Annotated in this window: 10 protein-coding genes; 3 read left to right on the forward strand and 7 right to left on the reverse strand. The window is 66.4% G+C overall.

Translation table 11 applies throughout. The features are described from left to right. Nucleotides 1–62 precede the first annotated feature (62 nt). A complete protein-coding gene (locus VGM71_RS13670; protein ID WP_331546044.1) occupies nt 63–1,415 on the reverse strand; it encodes a carbohydrate porin in 1,353 nt (450 codons plus the stop codon). A gap of 305 nt (nt 1,416–1,720) precedes the next feature. Here VGM71_RS13670 and VGM71_RS13675 point away from each other — a divergent pair, with 305 nt between their 5' ends. Both VGM71_RS13675 and fdhD read left to right on the forward strand, forming a co-directional pair. Then, nucleotides 1,721–4,057 carry an FdhF/YdeP family oxidoreductase gene (locus tag VGM71_RS13675; protein ID WP_331546046.1) on the forward strand — a complete coding sequence of 779 codons (2,337 nt, stop codon included), beginning with the start codon at nt 1,721–1,723 and terminating at the stop codon, nt 4,055–4,057. Next, the gene (gene fdhD / locus VGM71_RS13680; RefSeq protein ID WP_331546048.1) at nt 4,047–4,856 is read left to right on the forward strand and encodes a formate dehydrogenase accessory sulfurtransferase FdhD; all 810 of its coding nucleotides are present in this window, start codon (nt 4,047–4,049) and stop codon (nt 4,854–4,856) included. The genes VGM71_RS13675 and fdhD overlap by 11 nt, the downstream gene beginning before the upstream one ends. Here fdhD and VGM71_RS13685 read toward each other — a convergent pair. The 6 genes from VGM71_RS13685 to VGM71_RS13710 form a co-directional block, all read right to left on the reverse strand. Beyond that, nucleotides 4,853–5,188, reverse strand: a complete 336-nt coding sequence (locus VGM71_RS13685; protein ID WP_331546050.1) for a hypothetical protein — start codon at nt 5,186–5,188, stop codon at nt 4,853–4,855. The two genes, fdhD and VGM71_RS13685, sit on opposite strands and share 4 nt — an antisense overlap. Further along, entirely contained in the window at nt 5,185–5,718 is a 534-nt protein-coding gene (mobA, locus tag VGM71_RS13690; protein WP_331546052.1) for a molybdenum cofactor guanylyltransferase, read from the reverse strand. The genes VGM71_RS13685 and mobA overlap by 4 nt, the downstream gene beginning before the upstream one ends. After that, nucleotides 5,715–6,911, reverse strand: coding sequence for a molybdopterin molybdotransferase MoeA (locus VGM71_RS13695; RefSeq protein ID WP_331546054.1), 1,197 nt, complete (start codon nt 6,909–6,911; stop codon nt 5,715–5,717). The genes mobA and VGM71_RS13695 overlap by 4 nt, the downstream gene beginning before the upstream one ends. A gap of 143 nt (nt 6,912–7,054) precedes the next feature. Then, complete coding sequence (fusA, locus tag VGM71_RS13700; RefSeq protein ID WP_331546056.1) at nt 7,055–9,124, reverse strand: elongation factor G; 2,070 nt, start codon at nt 9,122–9,124, stop codon at nt 7,055–7,057. 415 nt (nt 9,125–9,539) lie between these two features. Beyond that, on the reverse strand, nt 9,540–10,853 hold the full coding sequence (locus VGM71_RS13705) for a PQQ-binding-like beta-propeller repeat protein (protein ID WP_331546058.1): 1,314 nt from the start codon (nt 10,851–10,853) through the stop codon (nt 9,540–9,542). Further along, a complete protein-coding gene (locus tag VGM71_RS13710; RefSeq protein ID WP_331546060.1) occupies nt 10,850–10,996 on the reverse strand; it encodes a hypothetical protein in 147 nt (48 codons plus the stop codon). The genes VGM71_RS13705 and VGM71_RS13710 overlap by 4 nt, the downstream gene beginning before the upstream one ends. Nucleotides 10,997–11,097: 101 nt before the next feature. Here VGM71_RS13710 and VGM71_RS13715 point away from each other — a divergent pair, with 101 nt between their 5' ends. Beyond that, nucleotides 11,098–12,075 (forward strand): aldo/keto reductase, encoded by a 978-nt coding sequence (locus VGM71_RS13715; RefSeq protein ID WP_331546062.1) that lies wholly within the window; start codon nt 11,098–11,100, stop codon nt 12,073–12,075. Nucleotides 12,076–12,154: the final 79 nt, after the last annotated feature.

Below are 12,154 nucleotides of genomic sequence, written 5' to 3' on the forward strand. Positions count from 1 at the left end.
GTGTGCCACGCGCCAGCCGCTCAGGGTGACCCGATTATGTGCCGAACGGGGCGCAGGGTGCTTCACCGGCTACCGGGCCCACCCATGTTCACCATCACGCGCAGGCCGACCACGATCGCATTGGCCGACACGCGATTCACGCCCACGGTGTTGCCGAGGATGTCCGGATGCACGATGTACTGCAGGTTAGGCACCAGGCTCACCACCGGCAGCAGCTTGTAGCTGTAGTTGAGCTCGGTCATCCATTCGTTGCGGGCGAAGTGATCGTTCGCGCCGCTGTTCTTGTGGACCAGGTCGTCTTCGAAACCCACCGCTTTCCTGCTGAAACGGAACAGCGTGGCCTGGAAGCCCAGCGAATCGGTCGGGCGAGCAGCGGAAAGACCGGTCCATAACATGCCGACGGTCGACTGCAGCGTGTAGTTCTCGGCGTTATCCATGGGGCCGGTGACCGAGCCGAACAGTGCGAGGTTGCGAGTATTCCTGGTGGGATCCGGCTTCCATACGACCTTGTCGGCGAGGAGGTAGAGGCCGTAACGCCCGCCCTCGTAATTGCGCGCGGTACCGCCAACGAGGCCACGATGCAGGCCTCGTGTGTTGAGTTCGGGATCGGTGAACCGGGCGGAGTTATACCAGCCACCGATCATCAGGTGCTTCGGGTACGGGTCGTTGGCGAAGCTTGTGCCGTAACCCACTTCCACCGGAATCAGCACGCCCGTCGCCTTGCCGATACCCCAGTCCAGGCCATTGTTGTTGCGACGGTCCGGATTGATCTCGAACGCGCCGATCGACACGTAGCGTGCATCGGGCTGGTACTTCACGCGTGCGCCCCAGTTCACGTACGGAAAGCCGGTGAACCCACCCGACGTGTTGGTGAGCTGGTACGGGCAGTCCGGTGCACTGACGAAGCGACAGCCGTAAGTGGAACGGGCAAACTGCCAGGTCGCGTTCATCCGCCCCGCGAGCACGTTGATGTGGCTGCTGGAAAACTGCTGCTCCCAGGTCAGCTGGGCCAGCTCCCACTGACGCTTCGGATACCAGTAGCCCTGGATCTTCTGCACCACCCCGATATCGTCCGCCGCCACGCTGTGCCCGTAGTAGCGCGAGAACGTGATGTGCACCTTGCCGCCTTCGATGCCGGCAAGCTTGGCCATGTCGAGGTCGGCGCCGCCGACCGCGCCGCCACCATTGGTCGCGCCGACCCGTTCGCCGCCGCGGACACTGCCTGCCCAGTCGTTCGACCAGACGAAGCGTAGCGACACGCCTTCGTCGCGCCACCGGTCGACCGGACTCTTGTCGTCTTTCGTGGCGGCTGGTGCGGTCTGGCGTGGCTGCTGCGCATCCGGCGTGCTCTGCGCGAAGGCAGTAGATGCGGCGAGCGTTGCGAACGCGGCGATGGCGAAGCGGCGAAATGTCATGGTGGAACCCCCGAACCCGCCGAAACGCCGGCGGAGCGGTGGCGATGCTCGTCCCCGTGGGCGGTGGGAACAATGCGATCATGCCACTATCAGTTATGCATGGAATGCATGACTTAACTTACGTCATGACTATTGTGCATTGCACAAACCCTCCGTGCCGCCTCGTGACGTCCATCACGCTCTCGCATGTGGCGGCGCGGCAGAGGCCTCCGTCGCCTTGCGGGCGTCGTACCTTCGTTCAATTGCATCGCCCGACGCGCGCGTAGAATGATTCGGGCTGAGTCCATTCCTTGTCGAGCGCCCCTATGAGCGAGAAATCCGTACCTGGCTTCGAACCGTATGAGAGTCCGGCTGGCGGCTGGGGCGCGCTGGGTGCCGTGGCCAAAGCGATCAGCGGCCAGATGGCCATCGCACGAGAGTCCCTCGCGCTGCACAAGGTGAACCAGCCCACGGGCTTCGATTGCCCCGGCTGCGCGTGGCCCGATCCCAAGGAAACCTCTTCCTTCGAATTCTGTGAGAACGGCGCGAAGGCGGTCTCCTGGGAAGCGACGGCCAAGCGGGTTCGGCCCGAGTTCTTCGCCAGCAATAAGGTGGCGGACCTTTGGAACCTCACCGACTATGCCCTCGAGGGTCTCGGCCGGCTCACCCACCCCATGGCGTACGACCGCGCCAGCGACACCTATAAGCCGATCGCCTGGGACGAGGCTTTCCAGCGCATCGGTGCGGCATTGCGCGCCCTGCCCGATCCGAACATGGCCGAGTTCTATACCTCCGGCCGGGCGTCGAACGAGGCCGCCTTCCTCTACCAGCTGTTCGTCCGCGAATACGGTACGAACAATTTTCCCGACTGTTCGAACATGTGCCATGAGGCCACCAGCGTGGGCCTGCCGAAATCGGTCGGTTCGGGCAAGGGCACGGTGGTGCTGGACGACTTCGAACTGTGCGACGCGATCTTCTGCATCGGCCACAACCCGGGCACCAACCATCCGCGCATGCTGTCCACGCTTCGTGAGGCATCGTTGCGCGGCGTACCCATTGTCGTGCTCAATCCCCTTCCCGAACGCGGCCTGGAGCGATTCACCTCCCCGCAGCATCCGGTGGAAATGCTCACCGGCAAGTCGGTACGCATCGCCTCCACCTATTACAAGCTGAAGATCGGCGGCGACGTGCCCGTGCTCAAGGGCATGATGAAATCGTTGCTCGCCGTCGACGAACGCGCCATGGCCGCAGGCATGCCAGGCGTGCTCGACCGCGAGTTCATCGCAGCCAACACCACCGGCTTCGAGGCACTCGCCGAGGACGTCACCCGCACGTCCTGGGAGGCCATCGAGCGCCATTCCGGCCTCACCCGGGCCGAGATCGAAGACGCTGCCGACATCTACGCCAAGGCGAAGAACGTGATCATCTGCTACGGCATGGGCATCACCCAGCACGCGCATGGCACGGAGAATGTCCAGCAGATCGCCAACCTCCTGCTCCTGCGCGGCAACATCGGCCGCCCGGGCGCCGGCATCTGCCCGTTGCGCGGACACAGCAACGTGCAGGGCGACCGCACCGTGGGCATCACGGAAAAGCCCAACGACGAGCTCAACGAAGGCATTCGCCGCACGTACGGCTTCGAGCCGCCGGTGGCGCATGGACACGACGCCGTCGCAGCGGTGATCGCGATACGCGAGGGCCGTTCGAAGGCGCTGATCGCGCTTGGCGGCAACCTCGCCGTCGCCATGCCGGATACCGCGGAAACCTTCGAGGCGATGCGCAAGCTCGACCTCGCGGTGCACATCGCCACGAAGCTCAACCGCTCGCACCTGATCCTGGCGAAGGAATCGATCATCCTCCCCTGCCTCGGCCGCACCGAGCTGGACGAGCAAGCCACCGGCCCACAGGCGGTGACGGTGGAGGATTCGATGTCGATGGTGCACGCCTCCGCCGGCACCCTGGCGCCGGCCTCCGGGCACCTGCGTTCCGAACCGTGGATCGTGGCGGGTATCGCCAAGGCCACCCTGCCGCGCACGCGCGTGGACTGGGCTCGCCTCGTCGGCGACTACAACCTCATCCGCGACGACATCGAGAAAGTCTTCCCGATCTTCCGCGACTTCAACCGCCGCGTAAGCGTGCCCGGCGGCTTCCGCCTGCGCGTGTCGGCCAGCGAGCGCGACTGGGCCACGCCGGACAAGCGTGCGCACTTCCTTCTTGCCCCTGGCCTTGAAGAGAATCCGCCGCTGGACGTGAACGGGCTGATGCTTACGACAGTGCGTTCGCACGACCAGTACAACACCACGATCTACGGCCTCAACGACCGCTATCGCGGTGTAACTGGTCGCCGCGACGTGGTCTTCATGCATGCGAACGACCTCGCCGCGCGGGGACTCGCGCATGGCGACCGCATCGATGTGTTCGCCACGGGCGCGAACGCGGCCGACGGCAAGCTGCGCGCCGTGCGCAACTTCGTCGCCGTGGCGTACGACATCGCCGAGGGTTCCGTGGCGATGTACTACCCGGAAGGCAACGTGCTCATCGCGCTGGAAAGTCACGACCGCCGCTCAGGCACGCCGGCGTACAAGTCGGTGCCTGTACGCATCGAGGCGGCAGCCGCGCCCGCCTCCCGCCCGGCCCGACCGAAGGCGGCGCATGCCACCTGAGAGACGTTCGCCACCCGGCTGCGCCACGCGCCCCGTGATCCGCTTCGAGCGTGGCCGGCGCAGCGAGGACGACGATCGCCTGGCCGAAGAAGTGCCGGTCGCGATGCATTTCGACGGCGAGCCCTTCGCGGTGATGATGACCACGCCGGCCGACCTCGAGGATTTCGCCCGGGGTTTCTCCCTGACGGAAGGAAAGGTGCAATCGGTGTCCGACATCGTCGACATCGAGGTGCGCGAGGTGCTGGAAGGTATCGTGGTGGACGTGCGCACGGCCTCCGGATTATCGCTAGCGCCGCAGCGTGCACGCGAACTCCCAGGCCGCAGCGGTTGTGGCATCTGCGGTAGCCGGGAGCTCGAGGACGTCGTACGCCATCCTCCACCGGTAGCCGCCGGACCCGTCATCGGCCCGGATGCCATCGAACACGCGCTCGAATCGCTGCGCTCGCGCCAGCCGATCAACGCCTTCACCGGCTCGGTGCATGCCGCTGCCTGGGCCGCGCCGGACGGCACGATCGTGGACGTGCGCGAAGACGTGGGCCGGCATAACGCGCTCGACAAGCTTATCGGCGCCATGCTCGTCGCGGGTACCGATCCGCGCGACGGCTTCCTCGCGATCACCAGCCGCGCCAGCTACGAGATGGTTACCAAGGCCGCCGTCGCGGGCATGACGATCGTCGTGGCCATCTCGGCTCCCACGGCACTCGCGGTGCATCTGGCGGTGGATTGCGGCGTGACGCTGCTCGGTTTCGCACGCCCCGGCCGCTTCAACATCTACAGCCGCCCGGAACGTATCCGCTAGCCTCTGCGCCGGCGCAGGCTGTCCTTCACGTCGACGTCGAAGCGGACCGTGGTCGCCACGGTGTCGTAGCCGGGGATGTCGAACACGAGACCGTCCTTGCTCGGCAAACGCGACTGCAGGTCGCGCAACGCCTCGCGCGGCACCTCCATGCGCCATTCGTGCGCTGTACCGGACAAGGTGCAGCCGTTGTCGGTGGCGTCGATCGCATAACGCATGGTAAAGGCCCTGCCGAACGCGGTGGACCCCAGCAATGCGATGTCCTGGAGCAGTTCGCTCAGCTCGTCCTCGTCGATCCGCACGCGGATCGTGTCCTCCTCCAATTGCACTCTCATGCGTTCGCCTCGCGCCATTCGTCGGGGGTATTGCAGTTGACCAGCAGCCGCGTGTCCAGACCGTCGAGCGGCAGCGCCGTCGCGCCAAGTCGCGCCTGCAACGCGGCGATGGAACAGGCGCGCCCGGGCCGGGTCATCAGTTCGTCAAGGACCTCGCGCGCGGCGGCATCCATGGTCAGGCGCATGGGCAGGGGATGATCCCGCCAGTGCGTCGCGGCACGGCTACGCTCGGCAAGCAGCGGGGCGAGTACCTCGCTGCCCAGACGCGGCATGTCCACGGGCACCACGAGCCATTCGCCATCCGGCTGCCCGTGCATGGCGCTCGCGATACCGCCGACGGGCCCGGCGCCAGGCCAGCGGTCCGGTATGCCCCCCGCACGGGTGCCGCTGATCGCCACCCCGCCCGCGCCGGCATCCCACAGTGTCCTTATCGTCATTTCCAGCAAGCTGCGGCCGTCGATACGCAGCATCGCCTTGTCTTCGCCCATGCGCGACGAGAGGCCGCCGGCAAGTACGAGGCCCACGATCATGGGGCGTCCGCCGGATCGAGGGGCCACGCATCGCCCACGTCATCGGCGCCGTCGGCTTCTGTGAGCCATGCGTTCGCCTGCGCATACGGCAGGATGCGGTAGGCGGCCTGCGCCTGGGTGATGCGCGCCACCTGCCGCCCGTCCGCGTCGCGCCCGATATGGCCGAGGGCGAAGTGCTGCATGCCTTCGCGGCCGCGAAGCGGTGCGACCACGCGAACGCGATCGGGGCGTTCCGGTGCGAGGCCAGCCATCGCGCGCAGCACGGGCGCCACGAAGAAGCGATAGCCGACGGCGACCGCCATCGGATTGCCCGGCAGCGCCAGCACCAGCGGGCCGCCGTCGAAGCGCGCCGCAAGCAGCGGTTTTCCGGGGCGTATCGCCACCTTGTGAAAGAGTTCGCGCGCACCCAGTGCGGCGAGCGCCGCCGGGACGAAATCGAAACGTCCGGCCGATACGGCACCGGTGGTGACGATCAGGTCCGCGTGTGCATCGAGCGCATCCCTTATCGTCGTTGCGAACGCGCCACCGGAATCCCGCACCCGTGAACGCGACAGCGTTTCGACGCCCCACCGGGCCAGGCTCGCAGCAAGGAACGGTCCGTTCGAATCGTGGATACCCGCGGGCGGCAAGGGCCCCGCGGCGTTGAGTTCGCTCCCCGTCGTGACGATGGCGACACGCGGTCGCCGAATGACGTCGACGCGCTCGATGCCGAGCGCGGCAAGCAGCATCGCCGCGGCGGCGTCGACGCGACGACCACGCTCGAGTACCTGCGCGTCCAGCGCGATATCGGAGCCCGCGAGGCGCACGTTCTGGCCACGGCGTTCTTCGACGGGAAACCGTACCCGTTCGCCCTGCCGATCGCTGCGCTCCACGGGCACGACCGTGTCGAAACCTTCGGGCATGCGCGCGCCCGTGGCGATCTCGCAGGCTTCCATGGGTGGATAGGTGGGTGTCGCATCGCCTGCCGCCTGCATGGCGGCGACGGCGAAGGTCGAACCGGCGGCTATCGTTTCGTGGCTCGCGCGCAGTGCGTAACCATCCATCGCCGCGTTGTCGAACGAAGGGAGCACAAACGGGGCGCGGATGTCGCCGGCAAGGAATCGTCGCGTGGCCCCATCGAGCGCAACGTCTTCGCTGCCGAGGGGCTGGGCTTCGTTCAGAAGGAGCGCAAGCGCGTCGGGATAAGAAATCATGACTGAAGCGTACCTCGCCACAGCCGGCTCGTGTAGGAGCGCGCCCAGCGCGCGACAGTTTTTCGCGAAGAGCAGCGGGGGCCGGTTGCTCGCCGCCTCAAAAGCTGTCGCGCGCAGGGCGCGCTCCTACAAAGCCGGCGTTCTCACGCCGAACGGCGGGACGGCTCCTGCGTCACCGGGCGGTACGCATGGAAAGCCACCGTCGCCGAGGCCCGGCCCTGGCTCAGCGAGCGCAATGCCGTGCTGTATCCGTCCAGCTGGGCCAGGGGCACGTCGGCCTCGATCTCCGTGCGCTCCATCCGGTCGACCAGGTTCACGATCTGCCCGCCACGCCGTTGCAGGTCGCCCAGCACGTCGCCGACCGCCGGACCCGGCGCGCTCACGCAGACGCGCATCACCGGTTCCAGAAGCACCGTGCCCGTCGCGTCCAGCGCCGACTTCACGGCGATCTGCGCGGCGCGATGGAAGGCCATCTCGCTCGAGTCCACGGCGTGCGCCTGTCCGTCCAGTACAGCGACCGCAGCGCCGACTACCGGATAGCCGCGCGGTCCCTCCAGCAGTGCCGAGGCGGCACCCTTCGCCACCGCCGCCTGGAACTGTTTCGGAATGACACCACCGGTCGTGCGATCTTCGTACGTGTTGGCCTCGCCGCCGTTCGGCGTGACCGACAGCACGACGCGCGCGAACTGGCCGCTGCCACCGGTCTGCTTCGCAAGCTTCCCTTCGATCGCACCCGACGCGGCGGCCGGCGTTTCCTGGTACGCCACGCGTGGCGAACCGGTGCGCACCTGCACACCCCATTCGCGGCGCAGGCGCTCCACCATCACCTCGAGGTGCAGTTCGCCCATGCCCCAGACCAGGGTCTCACCGGTGTCCGGATCGGTGCCGACGCGGAAGGACGGATCCTCCTGCGCCAGGCGCGCCAATCCGTTGCCGAGCTTGAGCAGGTCGGCCGAACGCTCGGGCGACAGGCGCCAGGACAACACGGCAGGCTGCGCCTGTATCGTCTCCAGCCGCACGCGCCGATGCGTGTCGGCCAGGGTTTCGCCGGTGGACACGTCCTTCCAGCCCGCGATGGCGACGATGTCGCCCGCTTCGGCAGACTCCACCGCTTCGGTCTCTTCCGCGCGCACGACGGCGAGGCGGCCGATGCGCTGCACGCGATCGGTACCGCTGCGCCAAACAGCATCGCCCACATTCAGGCGGCCCGCATAAAGCCGCACGAAGGCCAGCGGCCCATGCGCCTGGTTCACGACCTTGAAGACGAGCGCGGCCAGCGGCGCGTCCGCTTCGGGCGCGACCATCGTGTCGCCGTCGTCGGTATGAGCGACGACCGCGGGGCGATCGAGCGGCGAAGGCAGGTACGCCACCAATGCATCCAGCAGGGGTTCGATGCCGACGTTGCGGAACGCCGAACCCGGTAGCACCGGCGAACCGGCACCCGCTAGCGTGCCGCGCCGGAGCGCGGCCGTAAGCGCGACGGCATCGATAGGCCGCTCGGCAAGCCACAGCTCGGCCAGCGTTTCGTCGCGGTCCGCGACGGCTGCCACGAGTTCGGCGCGTGATTCCCGGTAAGCAACGCGTTCGTCTTCGTTCCAGGCATGCGCGGCGGGATTGCCGGCATCGTCGAAACGCCAGATGCGTTCAGCAACGAGGTCGACAAGGCCCGTCATGTGCTCGCCCTCGATGATCGGCCGCGCGACCACCCACGGATTCGCACCGAGTTTGTCGCGCATCTGCGTGACCACCGCGTCGAAGTCCGCGCCGGGACGGTCCATCTTGTTGACGAAGGCCATGAGCGGCACGCCGTGACGACGCGCCTGGTGCCACACGGTTTCGGATTGCGGCTGCACGCCGGCTACGCCGGAGAACACCGTCACCGCGCCGTCAAGCACGCGCAACGACCGCTCGACCTCGATCGCAAAGTCGATATGTCCCGGCGTGTCGATGAGGGTGAGACGGTGCGGCTGGCCGCCATCCGGCGCCCAGTTCGCGCGCACGGCCGCGGCGCCGATCGTGATGCCACGCTCGCGCTCGAGTTCCATATGATCGGTAGTAGTCGCACCGTCGTGCACCTCGCCCGTACGGTGGATCGTGCCGGTCTTGTAAAGGAGGCGCTCGGTGAGCGTGGTCTTCCCTGCGTCGACGTGCGCGATGATGCCGAGGTTGCGCCAGCGGTCGACGGGGATACGGGTTTCTCGGGTGGTACTCATGGCTACGGTTCCTGGAGGCAAAAAAAAGCACCCTTGCGGGTGCTTTTCAGGTTCTTCGAGGCCGGAACATGGTCTTATGACGATGTAACTCCAAGCACGGCGCGCGCGCACCCGCGACGCGCCCGTGGGGCGATCGTTGGGATGTGCATCAAATCGTGCTTGCAGCGGAACATGGTGTTGGCTCTCGTGACGGGTGGAAATGTTACGCCTTGATTTAATTTCCGCCAAGGCGTGTTTCCGTGCTGGCAGCTGAGATAAGGGGTGTTCTCACGGATTCAAGGGCTCGCTTCGCAGGAATCGCCCTCACGGCAGGGTGTACGCCACCACGTAATCACCCGACTTCGTGCCCAGGCCGCTGTGGCCGCCGGCGGCGATGACGACGTACTGCTTGCCGTTCACCGAATATGACATCGGATTAGCCTGTCCGCCGGCCGGAAGGCGTGCCTTCCACAACTCCTTGCCCGTGCGTTCGTCGGATGAGCCGCTTGTTGTACGGATCGATGGACGCGCCATGCCAGTCGATCACGCCGTCGAACGCCGGATACACGATGGTGTCCTCCCGTTGCGTCGGCGTGAACTGGCCCTTGTAGTACGCCTTGCGGAATTCGATGCGGCACATCAGCTGGTCGAACGGCGTCGCACCCCACATCGACGGTTCGGTGAGGTCCTTAGGCGCCAGCGATGGCATGCCGACGGAATATGGCTGCGTCGGCGACGTGAAGTCGCCGGGCACCGCACCCTGCGGCACCGGCTTTTCGCGTACGTCGGTCAACGGCGCACCCGTGCGGCGGTCGAGTACGAAGAACTCTCCCCGCTTCGTTGTCTGCACGAGCGCGGGAACGCTGCCTCCCTGCCGGTCCGGCAGGTCGACCAGCGAAGGCCCCGTCGGCACGTCCATGTCCCATACGTCGTGGTGCGTGTTCTGGTAGACCCACTTCGGCGCACCGGTTTCGATATCCAGCGCCACGGTGGAGCTGGACACCTTCTCGTCGATCGGGCGACGGTGGCCGCCGAAGTAATCCGGCGTGGCATTGCCCATCGGCAGGTAGACCAGGCCGAGGTCCGGATCGGCGGTATAGACGCCCCACGCGTTGGGCGTGCCCCGGGTCAGCTGGTCGCCCGGGCCCGGCGTCCAGTTCTGCGGATCGTGCCCCACGTCCCATGCCCATATGAGCTTCCCGGAAAGGGGATCGAAGGCGCGCACCGCGCCGGAGGGCTCGCCCTCGGCCTGGTTGTCGTACACCCATCCCCCCAGCATGACGCGGTCCTTGATTACCAGCGGCGGCGAGGTGACGAAGTGGAAGCCTGCCGGCACGTGGCCGAGATACTGCGTGAGCGATACGAAGCCATGCTGCCCGAAGTCTTCGCACGGTTTGCCGGTGTCGGCGTTCAGTGCCATGAGGCGGGCATCGAGCACGGGCGCGATGATCCGGCGCGGGCAGCCGGTCTGCGTTCCCGGCGGCGCCTCGTAATAGGCCACACCCCGGCAAGCGAGATAGACATCCGCTTCCGTGTCGGCCTTGGGATCGAAGCTCCACTTCTTCTGCCCGGTGGCGGCATCGAAGGCCACCACCCAGCTATGCCCGGTACACACGGAAAGCGTGTCCCCGACCTTGATGGGCGTGTTCTCGAAATTGAACTCATGGCCCGCATCGGTGCCGCCCTTGTCCTCACCGGGGCGGATGGTGTCGCCGGTGCGCGCCGTCCATGCGACTTTGAGGTCCTTCACGCAGCCGCACCTGCAACGAGGTAATAAACACTGCCACCCAGGGCGACGAGCCAGATGCCGCCCAGGGCAAGCGCGAGTCCCAGGATGCCGACGACGATGCCGGTGATGCGTGGCGCGCGCCGCGTAGCGCCGATCGGTGACATGGTGCTTCTCCAAAGGGGTGAGACCTTTGAAGATAGCCCTGGCGGGTATATGTAACGTCTACGCCACTACGGCAAGAACGACTTACCGACGGAGTTCCTTCATGCGCTACGTGAAACTGGGCCGCACCGGCCTCGAAATTTCTCCCCTCGTGCTGGGCTGCATGACGTATGGCGCGTCCGATCGCGGCACCCATGCATGGACGCTCGGCGAGGAAGAAAGCCGTCCTTTCATCCGCAAGGCATTGGATCTGGGCATCAATTGCTTCGACACGGCGAATTTCTACTCCGACGGAACGTCGGAAGACATCCTGGGTCGCGCCCTGCAGGATTTTGCGAGGCGTGACGAAGTAGTGATCGCCACGAAAACCTTCTACCGCTGGCGCGAAGGACCTAACGCCGGAGGCCTGTCGCGCAAGGCGATCTTCCATTCCGTGGACGACAGCCTCCGGCGCCTCCGCACCGACTATATCGATCTGCTCCAGATCCACCGCTTCGATCGCACTACTCCCGTGGAGGAAACGATGGAAGCGCTGCACGACGTCGTAAAGGCCGGCAAGGTGCGTTATCTCGGTGCGTCGTCCATGTACGCGTGGCAGTTCGCGAAGATGGTATACACCTCGCGCCTGCATGGCTGGACGGAATTCGTGAGCATGCAGGACCACTACAACCTGCTCCAGCGCGAGGAGGAGCGAGAGATGATTCCGTTCTGCGTCGACCAGCGCATCGCCGTGCTGCCATGGAGCCCGCTCGCCCGCGGCCGCCTCACCCGCGACTGGGACGAGCGCAGCGCGCGGCAGGACAACGACCTGTTCGGCGGCACGCTGTACAACGCCACCGTGGACTCGGACAAGGCGATCGTCGCGGCGGTGAAGAAGGTGGCCGACGAGCGCGGCGTGCCCCGCGCGCAGGTCGCGCTGTCCTGGGTGGCGCATCGCCAGGGCGTCACCGCGCCGATCGTGGGCGCATCGAAGCCACACCACCTCGACGATGCCGTGGCGGCGATCGACCTCGTTCTCAGCGCCGAGGAAACCGCGCTCCTGGAAGACGCTTACGGCCCGCATCCCCTGGAGGGCTTCTGATTATTCAGGAGCCGCTTTAGCGGCGAAGGGGCCGCCCCTGGCGCCTTGCCCGGGCGTCCGGAGGCCGGGCCTCCTGAAC

This window comes from Luteibacter sp., from assembly GCF_036499525.1.
Taxonomy (GTDB): Bacteria; Pseudomonadota; Gammaproteobacteria; order Xanthomonadales; family Rhodanobacteraceae; genus Luteibacter.

Excerpts from the sequence above, each read along its gene's own strand:
- VGM71_RS13685 (WP_331546050.1), bottom strand. The coding sequence starts at position 5,188 with ATGAGAGTGCAATTGGAGGAGGACACGATCCGCGTGCGGATCGACGAG.
- fdhD (WP_331546048.1), top strand. The coding sequence starts at position 4,047 with ATGCCACCTGAGAGACGTTCGCCACCCGGCTGCGCCACGCGCCCCGTG.
- VGM71_RS13715 (WP_331546062.1), top strand. The coding sequence starts at position 11,098 with ATGCGCTACGTGAAACTGGGCCGCACCGGCCTCGAAATTTCTCCCCTC.
- mobA (WP_331546052.1), bottom strand. The coding sequence starts at position 5,718 with ATGATCGTGGGCCTCGTACTTGCCGGCGGCCTCTCGTCGCGCATGGGC.
- fusA (WP_331546056.1), bottom strand. The coding sequence starts at position 9,124 with ATGAGTACCACCCGAGAAACCCGTATCCCCGTCGACCGCTGGCGCAAC.
- VGM71_RS13710 (WP_331546060.1), bottom strand. The coding sequence starts at position 10,996 with ATGTCACCGATCGGCGCTACGCGGCGCGCGCCACGCATCACCGGCATC.
- VGM71_RS13695 (WP_331546054.1), bottom strand. The coding sequence starts at position 6,911 with ATGATTTCTTATCCCGACGCGCTTGCGCTCCTTCTGAACGAAGCCCAG.
- VGM71_RS13675 (WP_331546046.1), top strand. The coding sequence starts at position 1,721 with ATGAGCGAGAAATCCGTACCTGGCTTCGAACCGTATGAGAGTCCGGCT.
- VGM71_RS13670 (WP_331546044.1), bottom strand. The coding sequence starts at position 1,415 with ATGACATTTCGCCGCTTCGCCATCGCCGCGTTCGCAACGCTCGCCGCA.